This is a genomic window from Inquilinus sp. Marseille-Q2685, from assembly GCF_916619195.1.
GTDB lineage: Bacteria > Pseudomonadota > Alphaproteobacteria > DSM-16000 > Inquilinaceae > Inquilinus.
This window is the reverse complement of sequence record NZ_CAKAKL010000001.1, coordinates 1,614,477-1,630,940: the sequence shown is the minus strand read 5'-3', so window position 1 is coordinate 1,630,940 and position 16,464 is coordinate 1,614,477. Positions and strand designations below refer to the sequence as shown.

13 protein-coding genes are annotated in these 16,464 nt (G+C 70.3%); 7 read left to right on the top strand and 6 right to left on the bottom strand.

What is annotated here, in order from left to right:
* Window positions 1–341: 341 nt before the first annotated feature.
* The 3 genes from LG391_RS07745 to LG391_RS07735 all read left to right on the top strand — a co-directional run bounded on the left by LG391_RS07745 (window position 342) and on the right by LG391_RS07735 (window position 2,505).
* Window positions 342–707 (top strand): PH domain-containing protein, encoded by a 366-nt coding sequence (locus LG391_RS07745; RefSeq protein WP_225767396.1) that lies wholly within the window; start codon window positions 342–344, stop codon window positions 705–707.
* Between the two features lie 4 nt (window positions 708–711).
* Entirely contained in the window at window positions 712–1,368 is a 657-nt protein-coding gene (locus LG391_RS07740; RefSeq protein ID WP_225767395.1) for a hemolysin III family protein, read from the top strand.
* A gap of 69 nt (window positions 1,369–1,437) precedes the next feature.
* Window positions 1,438–2,505: a DUF2333 family protein gene (locus tag LG391_RS07735; protein WP_225767394.1), complete on the top strand. Its 1,068-nt coding sequence runs from the start codon at window positions 1,438–1,440 to the stop codon at window positions 2,503–2,505.
* Window positions 2,506–2,508: 3 nt separating this feature from the next.
* Here LG391_RS07735 and LG391_RS07730 read toward each other — a convergent pair whose 3' ends face one another.
* On the bottom strand, window positions 2,509–3,585 hold the full coding sequence (locus tag LG391_RS07730) for an FUSC family protein (RefSeq protein ID WP_225767393.1): 1,077 nt from the start codon (window positions 3,583–3,585) through the stop codon (window positions 2,509–2,511).
* Between the two features lie 133 nt (window positions 3,586–3,718).
* Here LG391_RS07730 and LG391_RS07725 point away from each other — a divergent pair, with 133 nt between their 5' ends.
* The 3 genes from LG391_RS07725 to LG391_RS07715 are packed head-to-tail and all read left to right on the top strand — an operon-like array spanning window position 3,719 to window position 6,763.
* Window positions 3,719–4,858: an ABC transporter substrate-binding protein gene (locus tag LG391_RS07725; protein ID WP_225767392.1), complete on the top strand. Its 1,140-nt coding sequence runs from the start codon at window positions 3,719–3,721 to the stop codon at window positions 4,856–4,858.
* 10 nt (window positions 4,859–4,868) lie between these two features.
* Window positions 4,869–5,951: an iron ABC transporter permease gene (locus LG391_RS07720; RefSeq protein ID WP_225767391.1), complete on the top strand. Its 1,083-nt coding sequence runs from the start codon at window positions 4,869–4,871 to the stop codon at window positions 5,949–5,951.
* Window positions 5,942–6,763: an ABC transporter ATP-binding protein gene (locus LG391_RS07715; protein WP_225767390.1), complete on the top strand. Its 822-nt coding sequence runs from the start codon at window positions 5,942–5,944 to the stop codon at window positions 6,761–6,763. Before LG391_RS07720 ends, LG391_RS07715 begins: the two co-directional genes overlap by 10 nt.
* A 51-nt stretch (window positions 6,764–6,814) precedes the next feature.
* On the opposite strand, the gene LG391_RS07710 is transcribed toward LG391_RS07715, so the two are convergent.
* On the bottom strand, window positions 6,815–7,348 hold the full coding sequence (locus LG391_RS07710; protein ID WP_026871814.1) for a carboxymuconolactone decarboxylase family protein: 534 nt from the start codon (window positions 7,346–7,348) through the stop codon (window positions 6,815–6,817).
* Window positions 7,349–7,431: 83 nt separating this feature from the next.
* A complete protein-coding gene (locus LG391_RS07705) occupies window positions 7,432–7,971 on the bottom strand; it encodes a peroxiredoxin (RefSeq protein ID WP_304608423.1) in 540 nt (179 codons plus the stop codon).
* A 145-nt stretch (window positions 7,972–8,116) separates the two neighbouring features.
* Here LG391_RS07705 and LG391_RS07700 point away from each other — a divergent pair, with 145 nt between their 5' ends.
* Window positions 8,117–9,085 (top strand): LysR substrate-binding domain-containing protein, encoded by a 969-nt coding sequence (locus tag LG391_RS07700; RefSeq protein WP_225767388.1) that lies wholly within the window; start codon window positions 8,117–8,119, stop codon window positions 9,083–9,085.
* A gap of 9 nt (window positions 9,086–9,094) precedes the next feature.
* Here LG391_RS07700 and LG391_RS07695 read toward each other — a convergent pair whose 3' ends face one another.
* The 3 genes from LG391_RS07695 to LG391_RS07685 form a co-directional block, all read right to left on the bottom strand.
* Window positions 9,095–9,685 (bottom strand): hypothetical protein, encoded by a 591-nt coding sequence (locus LG391_RS07695; RefSeq protein ID WP_225767387.1) that lies wholly within the window; start codon window positions 9,683–9,685, stop codon window positions 9,095–9,097.
* 265 nt (window positions 9,686–9,950) lie between these two features.
* The gene (locus LG391_RS07690) at window positions 9,951–14,327 is read right to left on the bottom strand and encodes a translocation/assembly module TamB domain-containing protein (RefSeq protein WP_225767386.1); all 4,377 of its coding nucleotides are present in this window, start codon (window positions 14,325–14,327) and stop codon (window positions 9,951–9,953) included.
* Window positions 14,327–16,237: an autotransporter assembly complex family protein gene (locus LG391_RS07685; RefSeq protein ID WP_225767385.1), complete on the bottom strand. Its 1,911-nt coding sequence runs from the start codon at window positions 16,235–16,237 to the stop codon at window positions 14,327–14,329. Before LG391_RS07685 ends, LG391_RS07690 begins: the two co-directional genes overlap by 1 nt.
* Window positions 16,238–16,464: the final 227 nt, after the last annotated feature.

The window sequence follows — 16,464 nt, the reverse complement described above, 5'->3', positions numbered from 1 at the left end:
CCAGGTCCTGCGCATGGGCCGGGGACGCGCCCGCTATCGCGACGGACAGCGCCAGGGCGATCTGCCTTGAATAGCGAAGGGCCGTTTGCCGTATGCGCCCCGATAATCCTGTCGTTTCGGATTCCCCCACGATCGATTCCTTTTGATTGGGTTGGGTGTCGACACGTCGAAATGTTCGATGCCGAGATCATCGATCCGTCATGGCGAGCCCCGCAGGGCCGTGGCCATCCAGCGGCGCAATTCTCGAGGCCGGGGTCCCTGGATGGCCACGTCGGCTTCGCCTCCTCGCCATGATGGGGAGGGGCGAAAAGCTGCCCTCAGGGCCGGATCGACCACGTCCCGTGACCGGGATGCTCCAGCGTTCTCAACGGGATGCGCGCGAACTCACGAAGGGCATACCGCACGATCGGCTGCAGGCGTTGGATGCAAGTTCGCCTCCGCGGATTATTCGATTTCGAAAAATCGAAATCTATGGATCGGGCGGCAATGCGCCGGTCCCTAGATTCGAATCTGTTTTCACCATTGCAAACGAAACGAAATCTGACAAGCGGATTTGGAAGATCAAAAAGTATAGCCGACGATCTATTCAATATTGCTCAAAATTCGATTCTTTTGCTCTCTATCGTTGTGGCTGTTCCGGCCACCAGGGGGCCGGTGCGCCGGATGATCGTGCCGCATGGCCGCCACCGGATCCGATGCTAGACTGACGCCATGACCGAAGGGATCGTCGACCACACCGAGACCCTGGCCGAAGAGATCGCCAACGCCGTCACCCACGGCATCGGCGCCGCCCTCGCCGTGGCGGGCTTGGTGGTCCTGGTGATTCTGGCCAGCCTCTACGGCGGCGTGCTCGAGATCGCCAGCCTGGCGATCTACGGGGTGACGCTGGTCCTGACCTATGTGTCGTCCACCCTGCTGCATGCGGCGCGCACGGCGCGATTCAAGCATATCTGCAACCTTCTCGACCATGCCTCGATCTATCTGCTGATCGCCGGCACCTATACGCCGTTCCTGCTGCTCGGCCTGCGCGGCGCCTGGGGCTGGACGCTGTTCGCGGTGATCTGGGCCCTGGCCGTCACTGGCGTGGCGCTGCGCCTGACCTGGCGCCGTTACGGCCGGCATGTCGCGCTGCCGCTCTATCTCGGGATGGGCTGGCTGATCCTGGTCGCCATCGGCCCCGTCTGGTCGTCGCTCGGCGGCGCCGCGGTCGGCTGGATCGTGGCCGGCGGCGTCGCCTACACCGTCGGCGTGGCGTTCTATGTGTGGGAGCGGCTGCCCTTCAACCATATGATCTGGCACCTGTTCGTCCTGGCCGGCAGCGCCCTGCATTTCGCCGGCATCATGATCACCGTCGTGCCGCACGGCTGACGCGGGGACTGGCACGAAGTTGCCGCCATCGCCATTCTGTCGCCGGGACCACCAGCGGGCGAGGGGCAGGTGAGCGAACGGCCGGACGACATCTTCCAGGAGGACCTCGATCCGGCGCCCGCCCGTCGCGGCTGGCGCGCGCGGCTGGGCGGGCTGTTCCGGCGCAGGGCGACCGGCGATGGCGTCCCGCCGGCCGCACCGCCGCCGTCCGGCGGCCGGCGCTGGTCCCGGGCGCTCGGCTGGGGCATTGGCGGGCTCATCGTGCTGTTCGTGCTCTACATGGCGGTCGGCGCCTTCGTCGTGCACGCGATCGACGACGACCCGGACTTCACCGTGGCCGCGCCGGTGGCCAATGGCAGCCAGGCGGTCGAGATCGCCGCCGCGCTGATCGAGCGCGAGACTGGCGGCGCCCATCGCTGGACCGCGAACGACCCGTTCTTCCTGCCCGGCTGGCTCTTGGACAACATGCCGAACTACCAGCAGGGCATCGTCTACGCCCTGTCGCGCTTCACCGCCGAGATGGGCGACCAGATCGGCCGCTCGCGCGGCTCGTCGCAGATGGACCCGGATCTCGACCGCGCCACCGGCCTGCTGCGCTATCCCGGCACGATCTGGCTGTTCGACCTCAGCACCTCCTGGGCGCCGACGGCGTCGTCGGAATCGCAGTACCGCGCCGCTGCCCGGGCGCTGCGCAGCTACAACGACCGGGTCGCCGCCGGCACCGCGCCGTTCGAGCGGCGGGCCGACAACCTGCTGCAGACGATCGACCGCTTCGCCGCCGATCTCGGCTCGCAATCCTCGGTGATCGCCGACCACATCGAGGCCAGCCGCGGCTGGCTGATCGACACCCGGGCCGACGACATCTTCTATGCCACCAAGGGCCGGCTCTACGCCTATTTCCTGGTGCTGCGGGCGCTCGGCCGCGACTTCGAAGGGGTGATCGCCCAGTCCGGCGCGACCAAGATCTGGGACGAGATGGTCGACAACCTGCGCGAGGCGGCGGAGCTGCGGCCGCTGGTGGTGATGAACGGCCGCGCCGACGCCATGTTCCAGCCCAACCACCTGGCGGTGCAGGGCTTCTTCCTGCTGCGCGCCCGCACCCAGATGCGCGAGCTGTCGAACGTGCTGCGGAACTGACGGTCAGTCCTGCGGCACATCGCTTGCACCGGCCTGCTCGCGCAGCCGCTCGGCCAGGTCGGCGAGGTTGTCGCGGAGCTGGGCGAAGGTGAAGGCGATGGCGAAGGCCTGGCCGAATTCGCGGCCGTCGAGGCCGTCCCCGCCAGCGCCCCGCAGCGCATCGACGCTGCTCTGCAGCGCCGCCACGGCCTGGTCGAGGGCGCTGCCGTCGCCCGGCGCCGCCTTCGCCTCCAGCGCCGCGGCCAGAGCGGTCATCCGCTTCCTCGCCGCCATCACCGCCTGGTCCAGCGTCGCCCCCAGCGCCGTCTGCAGCGGCGGCGACAGCGGGGCCTGGGCGGCGCGGACCAGGATGATCTCGCTGTGCCACAGGCGGCGGATGGTGCGGATGATCGGCGCCGGGTCGAGATGGTCTGGGATGGCGCCGCGCCGCTCCCGCCGCGCCTCGTCGATCTGGCCGTCGCCCTTGCGCAGCAGCGTGCGGATGCGCTGGTTCAGCGCCGTCGGGTCTTCCCCCGACCCGGCCAGCCGGCCCGCGATCAGGGCCAGCAGGGCGGCGCATTGGCCGAGCAACTCGGCGGCGGTGTCGCGCAGATGGTCGCCGGCCCGGGCCGGCAGGATCAGCAGGGCGGCCAGCACCCCGACCACGGTGCCCAGGCCGATCTCCGCCACCCGCTGGAAGGCGGCGCCCGGCGGATCGGCATGGCTCGGGTCGGACAGCATGACGATCGCCGCGGTGACCGAGCCGAGCCGCAGGCTGGGCCGGCGGGCGGCGATATAGACCGTGGCCAGCATCACCAGCAGCAGCACCGCGCCGGTGCGCAGCGCCGAAGGGCCGGACAGCACCGCGCCCACCACCCCGAAGGCGGCGCCGAGCATGGTGCCGAGCAGCCGGTCGATGGTCGCGCTCAGCGTGGCGCCGAGCGTCGCCTGCATCACGATCACGGCGGTCAGCACCGACCAGTAGCCCTTGGGCAGGCCGAAGGCCTCGGCCAGGGCATAGGCGGCGACGGCCGCGACCGCGCCCCGCACCGCCTGGCGGACATGGATCGGATCGAGGCGGATACGGGACAGCTGAATCATCGCGACTCCGGGGCTGCGGCGACAGCATGCCAGAGAGCCGCGCCCCGCTGCAGCCTCGTCGGGCGAGACTGAAAAGCACTCGCAATCGCAATATCCGCATGGTACCCAACCCCCGATCAAGACGGGGGTGCGCATGGGCTCGATGATCCGGTTCCTGGCAGCGGCGGCGCTCAGCCTCTGCGCCGGCGCGGCGCTGGCGGCGGAGGACAAGATCTCGGTCACCGATCTGGCCGGCCGGACGGTCGAGGTGCCGAAGAATGTCGAGCGCATCCTGCTCGGCGAAGGGCGGCAGATCTACATCGTCGCGGCGCTGGACCGCGAGAACCCGATCGGCCGCATCGCCGGCTGGAAGGACGAGTTCGAGCGCTCCGACCTCGATACCTACAGGCTCTACCAGGCGAAGTTCCCCGGCATCGATGCCATCCCGGATATCGGCGACCCTGAAGAGGGGACCTTCAACACCGAGCAGGCGATCGCGCTGAAGCCCGATGTGCTGTTCCTGCTGCTGGGCCAGAAGCCGGCGGCCGAGGAATCCGGTCTGATCAAGACGCTGGAGGGCGCCGGCATCGCCACCGTCTTCATCGACTTCCGGGATGAGCCCTTCACCAACACCGAACCCAGCGTGCGATTGTTCGGCCAGGTCCTCGGCCGGCAGGATCGGGCCGAGGAGTTCATCGCCTTCTTCCGGCAGCAGCTGGATCTGGTGCAGGACCGCCTGGCCAAGTCCGACGCGCCGAAGCCGAAGGTGATGATCGAGCGCGCCGCCGGCACCGGCTGGGGCGCGGAATGCTGCGCCTCCTTCGGTGACGAGAATTTCGGCCGCATGGTGCGGATGGCCGGCGGCATCAACATCGCCGCCGGCCTGATCCCCGGCGCCTTCGGCGTGCTGAACCCGGAGCAGGTGACGGTCGCCAACCCGGACGTCGTCCTCGTCACGGGGGCCAACTGGACCCAGTTCGTGCCGGACGGCGGCTGGGTCGGGCTCGGTCCCGACGCCGACCAGGCCAGGGCGAAGGAGCGGCTGGCGGCGCTGGTGCGGCGCCCGGCCTATACCGGCGTCAAGGCGGTGGCCGACGGCCGCGTCCACGCCATCTGGCACCAGTTCTACGACAGCCCGTACCAGTTCGTCGGGGTGCAGCAGATCGCCAAGTGGCTGCATCCGGAGCTGTTCGCCGACCTCGACCCGGAGGCGACGTTCCGCACCCTGCACGAGCGCTTCCTGCCGATCCCGTACCGGCCCGGCTACTGGGTCTCGCTGACCCCGGCGGGCTGAAAGGCTGAGCATGGTGGACCACGCCGTCCCGACCCCGATCGACACCCATCTGCGCGCCGGCCGCGCCGCCTATCGCGGCCTGGCCCGGCGCAAGCTGCTGCTGCTGGCCGCCCTGGCCGCCGCGCTCTTGGTCAGCCTGGTGCTCGACATCGGTATCGGCCCGGCGCGCTACGGCGTCGGCGAGGTGGTGTCGGCCCTGCTCTCGCCTTCCGACGTGCCGGCGACGCTGCGGGTGGTGATCTGGGACATCCGCCTGCCGGTGGCGCTGATGGCCGTCGTGGTCGGCGCCGCCCTGGCGGTGGCGGGCGCCCAGATGCAGACGGTGCTGAACAACCCGCTGGCCGACCCCTTCACCCTCGGCATCTCCGCCGCCGCCAGCTTCGGCGCGGCGCTGGCCATCGTGCTCGGCGTGGCGCTGATCCCCGCCCTGACCGACATCATGGTGCCGGTCAACGCCTTCCTGATGGCCCTGGTGGCGTCGCTGGGGCTGCACGCGCTGAGCCAGCGCCGCGGCGTGACCATGGAGACGGTGGTGCTGCTGGGCATCGCCATCGTCTTCACCTTCAACGCCCTCCTGTCGCTGCTGCAATATGTGGCGTCGGAGCAGGCGCTGGCCGCCGTGGTGTTCTGGACCATGGGCAGCCTGGGCAAGGCCAGCTGGGGCAAGCTCGCGGTCACGGCCGCGGTGCTCGTGGTGCTGCTGCCGCTGATGGCGCGCCGGGCCTGGCAGCTGACGGCGCTGCGCCTGGGCGAGGACAAGGCCCGCAGCTTCGGCATCGACGTCCGCCGCCTGCGGCTCGAGACGATCCTGGCGGTCAGCCTGCTGGCCGCGGTGCCGGTGGCCTTCGTCGGCACCATCGGCTTCGTCGGCCTGGTCGGGCCGCACATCGCCCGCATGCTGATCGGCGAGGACCAGCGCTTCTTCCTGCCGGCCTCGGCCCTGGCCGGCGCGCTGATGCTGTCCGCCACCTCGATCGTGTCGAAGTCGATCGTGCCCGGCGTGATCTTCCCGATCGGCGTGATCACCGCCCTGGTCGGCGTGCCCTTCTTCTTCAGCCTGATCCTGACCAGCCGGCGCCGCGCATGGCAATGAACCCCGTCACTCTCGAACTGCGCGACGTCTCGGTCGCCTATGGCCGCCGGGCGGTGCTGCACGGCATTACCACCCCGGTGATGGCGGGCGGCGAGGTGACCGCCGTGATCGGGCCGAACGCGGTCGGCAAGTCCAGCCTGTTCCGCCGCATCGCCGGGCTGATCGGCGGCCCGGGCGAGGTGCTGATCGACGGCCGGCCGGCCAGCAGCTGGGCCCAGGGCGATCCCAGCCGGCCCTGCCACCTGCCGCAGGAGACGGCGGTGAACGCCGTGCTCACCGTGCTCGAATCCGTGCTGCTGGCGCGCAAGAGCAGCGCCGGCTGGCGGGTCGACGATTCCGATCTCGACGCCGTCACCCGCACTTTAGGGCTGCTCGAGATCGACGACCTCGCCATGCGCAACCTGGGCGAGCTCAGCGGCGGCCAGAAGCAGCTGGTGTCGATCGCCCAGGCGCTGGTGCGCGACCCGCGCATCCTGCTGATGGACGAGCCGACCAGCGCGCTCGACCTGCAGCGCCAGGTCGAGGTGCTGACCCTGATCCGCGACCTGGCGCGCAGCCGCGGGCTGTGCGTGCTGATCGCGCTGCACGACCTGAACCAGGCGGTGCGCTTCACCGACCGGGTGCTGGTGCTGCAGGAGGGCCGCGTCGCAGCCTGCGGCGAGCCGCGCGCGGTGGTCACGGCGGAGATGCTGCGCCGGGTCTACGGCGTCGAGGCGCGGGTCGAGACCTGCTCCGACGGCATGCCGATGGTGCTGGCCGACCGTTCCACTCGGCAGCGCCGCATCCCGCTCGACCGGCTGGCGGCCGAATAGCAAAAGGCCCGCCACCGGGGCGGGCCTTGCGTCGTGCCGGAGCGCGGGCCGTCAGGCGGCCAGCTTCTCCTCGGCATCCAGGGTGGCGGCCACGGCGTGGATCACGGCGGCGATGCGGATCACGGCCTGGACCACGTCCTTGCCGACGCCCTTCTTGGCGACCACCTGCTCATGGCTGTCCATGCACATGCCGCAGCCGTTGATCGCCGACACCGCCAGCGAATACAGCTCGAAATCCACCTGGTCGATGCCCGGATTGGCGATCGCGTTCATGCGCAGCCGCGCCGGCATGGTCGCGTAGTCCTTCTCGGACACGAGGTGGGTGAAGCGGTAATAGATGTTGTTCATGCCCATGATCGCCGCCGCGGTCTTGGCGGCGCCCTGCGCCTCGGGCGACAGGTGCTGCGCCGCCTCGGCCGCGATCGCCTTGATCACGGTGGCGTTGCGCGAGGCATAGGCGCTGGCCAGGGCCGAGCCCCAGATCTGCTGGGCGGTCACGCCGGGCGGGGTCAGGACCGAGGACAGGTTGAGCTTCAGATCCTTGGCGTAGTCGGGAAGGGCGGCCTTCAGCGTATCGATCGACATGGGGGCTCCGGCGGGTATCGGGTGTCAGACAAGGCGACGGCCGGTCCGCGGGAGGACCGGCCGCGCGAAGGAAGGGCCGGGGATCAGGCGGCCTTCAGGGTCTCCTCGCCCTTCTGCCAGTTGCAGGGGCAGAGCTCGTCGGTCTGCAGCGCGTCGAGCACGCGCAGGACCTCCTGCGGGTTGCGGCCGACCGACATGTCGTTGACCGAGACGAAGCGGATGATGTTGTCCGGGTCGACGATGAACGTGGCGCGCAGGCAGACTTCCTCGCTCTTCTCGAGGATGCCGAGCGAGCGGCTGAGATCCTTGCGGATGTCGGCCAGCATCGGGATCGGCAGCTCCTTCAGGTCGGCGTGGTTCTGGCGCCAGGCCAGGTGCACGAACTCGCTGTCGGTCGAGACGCCGTAGACCAGCGCGTCACGGTCGGCGAAGTCGCCGGCCAGCTTGCCGAACGCCGCGATCTCGGTCGGGCAGACGAAGGTGAAGTCCTTCGGCCAGAAGAACACGACCTTCCACTTGCCCTTGCTGGCGGCACGGTCGATCTGGGTGAAGGCGTTCTTCGGGTCGGTCGAGACGACGGCCTGGAGCGAGAAATCCGGGAAGGTGTCGCCGATGGTCAGCATGGGCATCTGGAGAGGCTCCGTGGGTTCTGTCGTAGGCTTCGTGTTTGCGGTGCAGCGGAAATGATTTCGCGCTGCAGCAAGCAGATAGCAAAGCGGATTCCCACAATCCAATCGATTGTTCCGAGGATTATGATAGGTTGATCCTATGAACCAACCGATCACCCTGCGGCAGCTCCGCTACGTCGTCGCCGTTGCCGACACGCGGCATTTCGGCCGGGCCGCCGCCGCCTGCCATGTCAGCCAGCCCTCGCTCAGCGCCCAGGTGCAGGCGCTGGAGGAGATGCTGGGCGGGCCGCTGTTCGAGCGGTCGAAGCGGCGGATCATCCTGACCCCGCTGGGCGAGGCGGTGGTCGCCCGGGCACGGCGGATTCTCGCGGAGACCCAGGACCTGCTGCTCGCCGCCCGGGACCAGGCGGCGCCGCTGGCCGGCGACTTCCGGCTCGGGGTGATCCCGACGCTCGGCCCCTATCTGCTGCCGCGGCTGATGCGGACGCTGCGCCGCACCTATCCGGAGCTGCGCCTCTATCTGCGGGAAGACCTGACCGACCGGCTGGTCGAACGGCTGCGCCGCGGCGAGCTGGAGGCGGCGCTGCTGGCCCTGCCGGTGGAGGATCCGAAGCTGGACTCGCTGCCGGTGTTCGACGAGCCGTTCCTGCTGGCCGTGCCGACCGGGCACCGGCTGGCCCGCGTCAACCGGGTGACGCCCGCCGACCTGTCGGACGAGCATCTGCTGCTGCTGGAGGACGGGCACTGCCTGCGCGACCAGGCGCTGGAGGTGTGTCGCAGCGCGGCACGGACGCAGGAGGACGCCTTCGGCGCCACCAGCCTGTCGACGCTGCGCGAGATGGTGGCCGGGCGGATCGGCATCACGCTGCTGCCGGCGCTGGCCTGCACCGCGCCGACCACGGCCGACAGCGACATCGCGCTCAGGCCCTTCGATGCGCCGCCGCCGTCGCGGCGGATCGGGCTGGTGTGGCGCCGCGGGGCGGCGCGGCGCGGCGAGATCGAGATGCTGGCCGAGTTCCTGCGCCAGCACCTGCCGGAAGGGGCGGTGGCGATCCCGCGGGACGAACTGTCCGCGGGTGCGGAGCCGAAGCGGAAGACTGCCGGCTGACGTGCCGCGTTATGCGGCGCGGGGCAGCACCCGCTCCAGGAAGCCGGTCTCGGTCCGGGCGTCGAACGGCCATTGTGCCCCGGTCTCGGCCAGGAACGCCTCCGCCGCGGCGGTGACCTCCTTGCCGCCGAGCCACCACTCGGCCTTGCGGATTGCGCCGTGCGCGTCGCGCTCGACCACCGCCGGCCCGTCGGTCCGGTGGCGCTGGTTGTACCGGTACCAGCGCTCCAGCCGGCTGCCGTCGCGGCCGTAGTGGATGTAGGCCGGACCGTCCTCGCGATGGGCCTCGTCGGCCACGAACCACCACTCGAATTTCGGCGTGCCGTCGGGGTGGTAGACGGTCACTGCCGGCTTCGCGGTCTGGTGATAGCGCCCGGCCTGGAACCAGTCCTCGCGGCGCACCGCGCCGTTCCGGTGATACTCGACGCGCGCCGGCGCTCCGTCGCGATGCAGGAGACAGCCGGCCGCGCCGTCTCTGAACCGCTTGTACCAGCGCTGCTCCATGATCTGGCCGGCGTCTTCGGCGTAGATCGTCTCGCAAGGATTGTCGTCGAACGGCTGGTCGACACCCCTCGGCATCGGGGCTTTCTCAAGCGCCATCTGCGTCGTCCCTTCCGCTTGGGCCCTTCTGGGGATCAAAAATGATGCCTGCCAAGAAAGATGTTCCAGACAAGCGGGAGGAATATAACATCCGAGTTAGTTAAAAAAACTTTCGTATTTTATGCAACTTTTGACGCATGCCATCCGGCGGATGACGGCGATGGACGGGCGACACGGCAATTTCCCCGTCCATGTCGAAGAGAAGGCGCCCCGAGTCGCTGAACCTGCAATTCAAGGTTGCAACAGAGAGTCGCGGCCTATCTTCTCAGTAGTCCCACTCCACCGTCCCCCCGACGGCACCGCCGCTGTCGCCGCCGGCCTCGGCCTTGCCCTTGATGTTGTCGGTCACGTCGATGGTGACCGTGGCCCGGGTGCTGCCGGCATCGATTCCCTGTTCGACCCCGACGCGGACACCCTTGGTGAGATAGCGGCCGAGGCCGATCGCGGAGCCGCCGGAGGCATCGGTGTTGAAGTCGAGCTGGTCGAGGCCGAGCGACTTCTGGATGCCGCCGAGCAGGCCGGTGCCGCCGCCGCCGACTCCCGCCAGCTCGGCCGCCGCCTGGGCCAGCTGGATCGCCTGGCTGGGGCTGAGCTGGCCGGTGGCCTGGCCGAACAGCAGGCGCGACAGCACCTCGTCCTGCGGCAGCTCGGGCGTGGAGCTGAGCGTGAGCTCCGGCTTGGAGGCGTAGCCGCCGACCAGGATATGGGCGACGACGTCGCCGGCCCGGGACGAGGCCAGGAAGTCGAGGCGCGGATCCGTCATCACGCCGCCGTCGAAGGTGATGCGGCCGCGCTCGAAATCCAGCCGCTGGCCGAATTTCGAGATCGCGCCGCGCCGCATCTCGAAGCCGCCCTGGATGTCGGGGGTCGAGGTGGTGCCGACGACGTGGATCTGGCCCTGCATCTCGGCATCGATGCCCTGGCCGCGGACATAGAGCTGGTTCGGCGCCTCGACGGTGATGTCGAGGCCGATCTGCGACGGCGGCTTCTGCGGCTCCGCCCGGCGCGGCGCCCGGGCCGATGCCTGGCGGGCGGCGGGCGGCGGCTGCTGGTCCTTCAGCCGGGCCGCGATCTCCGGCGGCGCATTGATCTGGCGCACCGGGATCGGCGTGACCGAGACCGGGAAGCTGTCCGGGATCTGGATCACCGCCTGGCGCAGCTTGACCGAGCCCTTGAGCAGGGAATCGGCCGACAGGTCGCCGGACATCGTCAGGTCGCTGTCGGCATGGACGGTGGCGAGGTCGCTGGACACCAGCAGCGCGTTGCTGGTCTGGATCCGGACGTCGATCGGCATGCTGCCGCCCGCGCCCAGGGTGACGCTGCCGCTGCCGCTGATGGTGCCGCCCCCCGGCGTCTTCGCCGACAGGCTGCTCAGCCGGAAGCTGTCGCCGGCGCCGGTCACCGTGGCGTCGATGTTCTGCAGCCGGACGCCGTATTCGGAGTTCTGGTAGCTGCCGTTGCGCAGCGTGACGGTGCCCGAGGCCTGCGGCCTGTCGGGCGTGCCTTCGATCCTGATGTCGAGCGATAGCGGGCCGCCGATGCGGTCGGCGCCGGCGGCCAGGAAGTCGTTGAACATCGCCAGCTCGACCTGGCCCTTGGCCGAGGCCGAAAGCGGCCCGCCGCCCAGCGGCACCGCGCCCTGCAGGTCGAGCCGGGCGCGCCCGGCGGTGACCCGGCTGGTGACGGCGACGCGCCGGCCGCCCAGCGTGCCGTCGGCGGTGGCGTCGACCGTGGGCAGGCCGGCGGTGTTCAGCCCGCCCATCTTGGCGCCGGACACCTTCAGCGAGAACTTGCCGCCCGGATCGGCGGCGCTGCCGGTGATGGTGGCGTCGCCGTCCAGCCGGCCCTGCAGCTCGAGGCCGGGGCTGGCGATCGACGCCAGGCCGAGCGGCAGCCGGGCGATGCGGGCGCGCAGGTCCAGCGCGTCTCCGGCCCGGCCCGACAGGCTGACGGTGCCGCCGCCGCTGACCGCGAGGTCGATGGTGCCGAGGTCGACGCCGGCGGCGCCGGCGCGGATGGTGGCCGGCTTCGACAGGGTGACCGACTGGCCGGACTGGCGGATCGCCAGGCTCTTCAGGCCGACCACGGTCTCGCCCCCGTTCAGGCCGATATCGGCCGCCATGTCGGCGGTGCCGTAGCCGGTCGCGGCCTGCAGCTTCAGCGCCAGCTGCTGCATCGTGCCGGCGACGGTCAGCTCGGCCCGGCTGATCGGGGTGCCGCTGGCGGTAGCGTTGGTGATCAGCAGCCGGCCGTCCTGGATGCGCCTTCCGTCCGCCATCGGGTCGAGCACGGTTCCGGTCAGCCGGATCTCGCCGAGCTGGGCGGTGTCGGCATAGGCGACGCGCCGGGCGGTCAGGTCGATCTTGGCTCCAGCCGTGGGATCGAGCGACAGGGTGGCGTCGAGCTGGCCGCGCAGCGCCTGGCCGATGAAGGCGCCGACCACGCCGAGATCGGCGACGGCGAGGCGGACGGTGCCGCCGACCGGCTTGCCGTCCGCGGCCACCGCGGCATTGCCGTCGGCCTTGATGCCGGCGACGTCCAGCACCAGCGGATTGAGGTCGAAGCCGCCGTTCGGACCCTGGGCCAGCGCGATGTTGCCGGTGGCCGGCTTGCCGTCGACCGTGCCGGCCAGCTTGACCGTGCCGGCGGGGGCGGACGGCAGCCCGGCGGCGTCGATATCGACGGTCAGGTGCTCGACCGCATGGCCGGCGGTCTTCACCCCTTCGGCCACGACTTGGCCCTTGACGCCGAGGGCGCCGATAGTGCCGGACAGGGTGGTATCGACCGACACCGCGCCCTCGACCCCGGGGGCGACGGCGGCGAGCGAGCCGAGCGCCGCCTTGATCGTGCCCTGGATCGCCTCGCCGTCCAGCGTTCCGGCGGCGTCGAGCGACGCCTTCTCGCCCTTCACGCTGATGCCGGAGACGGTGATCTTGCCGCCGGCGTCGCGCTCGATCCGGCCGGTCAGCGTCGCCTCGCGGCCGAGCACGGCGGCGGTCGGCGTCGCCTCGGCCTTCGGTTCGGCGATGGTGCCGTTCCAGTCCAGGGTGGCGGCGCCGTCGGCGGCCAGCGCCGGCTTCACCGTCAGGTCGAGGGCGCCCGAGATCGGCTGGCCGACCAGGCCGGAGAAGCGGCCGAGATCGGCATAGGTCAGGTGCAGCGTGCCGGCGCCGGACGGCGCCATCGCGTCGCCCTGGCCGCTGGCGGTCAGCACCGCACCGTCCAGCCGGGTCTCCAGCCGGTCGATCACCGCCTTGCCCGACTGGGTGACGCTGCCGTCGAAGCTGAACTGCAGGGTGTGGCCCGTCGCCGTCTCGAGCACTGGGTCGCCGAGCGCCAGGCCGTCGGCGGAGGCGGTGACGCGCAGTCCGATCGGGGCCTCGGGGTCGGAGAACGGGCCCTGTGGCGTCGCCGTCAGATCGACCGCCAGTGTGCCGGCGCCGTACGGCGCCTGGCGCAGCCCGGAGCCGCGGATCGTGGCGGCGACGACCGGCGCGTCCAGCGCGCCCCTGGCGGTGCCGTCGACCGCCAGCGAGTCCCAGCCGGTGCCGGGCGGCAGCAGGGTGGCGAAGCCGGCGGCGGCTCCGGCCTGCAGCTTGTAGGCGAGATCCACCTGGTTGCCGGTCGGGTTCACGCTGCCGGTCACCGACACGCTGCCGGCCGCGGCCGTGGCGTCGAGTTGCCGGATGGTGATCGGACCGGCATCGGTGATCTCGGCCTCGGCCTGCAGCGTCGTTCGGCCCTGCAGCAACGGGGTTGCGGTGGCGGCGAGCGCGGCCGGGACCAGCCGGGCGGCATCGGCATTCAGATCGACGGTTAGACGGCGGCGGCCCTCGCCCGGCTCGATCCGAGCCTGGCCCTCGACGCCGCCCAGGTCGCCGACCTTGCCGGACAGGGTGGCGCGCCAGTCGCGCAGAGTGCCAGTGCCGTTCAGCTTGAGGTCGACCGGCGGCTGCCCAGGGAACTGGGCCATGCTGGCGATTAGCCCGCCCGGCGGCTCCTGCACCGACACGGCGACGTCGAGCTGCTCGGTCGACGGGATGAAGGCCAGCCGGGCGGTGATGTCGCCGGCCGCGCCGTCCAGCCGGCGGACGGCGAGGTTGGTCGCCAAGCCCTGCGACGGGTCGCCCAGCTGGGCATCGCCGGCTACGCTCAGCGTCGCCGCCATTCCGGCGACGGCCGGGCCGATCGCGATCCGCTCCACATTCAGTCGGTCGAGCCGGATGTCGACCGGCAGCCGCGGCAGCGAGAAGCCGCCGGGGCTCGGCTCCGGCTCCGGCTCGGCGCCGCCGGCGGGCAGGCGGTCGACCGTAACCGTGCCGGCCTCGACCGCGTCGACCCGCAAGGTGCGGCGCAGCAGCGCCGTCGGGCTCCAGGCGAGGCGGGCCCAGTCCACCGTCACCATCTTGCCGGCCGGGTCGGACACCGCGACGTCGCGCACGGTCATGTCGAAGGGCACGAAGCCTTCGATCGAACCGACCGAGACCTGCATCTCGGGCGAGCTCGCCAGGCTGCCCGCCTGGTCGGCGATCAGCCGCTTGCCGGGCCCGGTCTGCGCCGCCGCGAAGACGATCAGCAGCAGCGCGACCGGCAGGCCGATCACGACCGCGAGGAGGATGAGGAGGATTCGCAGCGCGCGCATCAGAAGGCCTGCCCGATGCTGATGTAGAGCTGGAAGCTGTCGTCGCTCTTGCGCTTGTTCAGCGGAATGGCGATGTCGGCGCGGATCGGTCCGATGCCGGTGTAGTAGCGGGCGCCCAGCCCGGCCGCGTACTGGAAGTCGGTGCCGAAGTCGGGGACGCTCTTCTCGTAGACGCCGCCGGCGTCGAAGAACGGCACGATGCCGATCGTGTCGGTGATCTTGTAGCGCAGCTCCAGGCTGCCGATGATCGAGCTCAAGCCTCCGGTCGGGTTGTCGTTCTTATCCAGCGGACCGATGCTCTGGTACTTGTAGCCGCGGACGGTGCCGCCGCCGCCGGCATAGAGCCGCTTGTCGGGCGGCACGTCGGCGATGTCCGGCCCGGCGATGCTGCTGATGCCCAGCTGCCCGGCCAGGACGATGTCACCATCGCCGCCCGACAGGTCGAGATAGGCCGACCCCAGCGCCTTGGCCACGATCATGTCGACCGAGGAGCCGAGGAAGGTCGGGTAGGGGGTCAGCGACAGCTGCGCCCGGTAGCCCTTGGTCGGGTTCAAGAGGTTGTCGGTGGTGTCGATCTTGGCGCCGAGCGGGATGCCGACGAAGGTGTAGTCCCACTCGCCCTCCTCGTTCTCGACATGGCCGGTTTCGAAGCTGAGGCCCGCCAGAAGATCGATCTGCTTGGTGTAGTGGTAGGTGGCGATGCTCTGCACCAGGCCGCGGGTGCTGGTGTAGGCGTCCAGCACCTCGCGCACCGCCTCGGCCTTGCTGTCGAGCGTGGTGTTGCGGTCGAGGAAGCCCGGCACCTTCAGGGACACGCCGAACTTGAAGTTCGGCTCGGTCGCATTGTTGTAGCCGAGGCCGCTGACCTCGCCGTCGATCCGCAGCTGCTCGGCCCCGCCCCATAGGTTGCGGTGGCCCCAATAGGCGTTCACCCCGGCGCCGTAATTGGTCTCGTACTTGGCGCCGAAGCCGATGAAGCGCAGCGGCCGTTCCTGCACCGCGATCGTCACCGGGACATTGCCCTGGGCGTCCACCTGGTCCGCGGTGGTGACGCGGACGCTGCTGAACACGCCCAGATCGGCCAGGTCCTTGCGCAGGTCCTGGACCTGCTGCGGCGAATAGATCTGGCCGGTGACGAAGGGCACGCGGCTGCGGATGAAGCTCTCCCGGACCGTCTCCTCGCCCTCCACCGTGACCGGGCCGAAGCCGGCCTTGGGTCCGGGATCGAGAAACTCGGTCAGGTCCATGGTCCGGTCGGCATGGTCGACCACCGCGTCGCGCGACGGCACCTTGGCCAGCGGATAGCCCTGGTCGTTCATCTGCGCCACCATGGCGCCCTCGGCGCTCAGGATCGTCGCCGACAGCGCCGGCTTGCCGGGATCGAGGCCGAGCGGCGCCCGGTCGATCACCAGCGGCAGCTGGTCCGACCCCTGGGTGTCGGTCAGCCGCACGGTCTTGAACTTATAAGATGGACCGAGATCGATCTTGATCGAGACCTTGACCGGATCCTTGCCCCGCCGCGCCGTCAGCCGGTCGATCAGCCCGGGGTCGTCCAGGTCTGCGCCGTCGATGGTGATGTGGACCTCGCCGCCGTAATACGACAGCGCCCCCAGCGCGCCGTACAGCCGGTCGCGGTCGGCCAGCGCGCGGCGGACCAGCCCGACCGGGCCCGAGGGCGGGCTGGTCTGCAGCTTCAAGAGGTTCGAGGCGCCGGTCAGCGCCGCGGTCGCGTTCTCGTCCGGGATCGGCTCCAGCGTCGCCGCATAGGGCAGCTCGTCGGGCAGCGGCGCCGCCTCGGTCGCCGCCTCGCCTTCGGTGGCCGGCGCCTCGTCTTGGGCCAGCAGGGCCGCCGACGGAACCAGTGCCGCGAGGAGGCCGAGCCACCCGAACTTGCCCAGTCTTGCCCGCAATCCCGCGATCCCCCTTCGCCGCGCGTTCGTGGTGCTGCCCGCCGCTCGCGCTTCGGTTGTGCCGTGATGGGAACACATACCATGCGCGTTTCGTTGCCTTAAATTCTCTCTCGACTTTTCAACGATTTGCTGCGCTCCGCTTGCACTTGGCGCCGATCCGCCTATATTGCGCCGCAACGGCGGCTGGGGCGTTGCGTAAGGCGACCCGTCCGCCGTCCTTTGTTTTG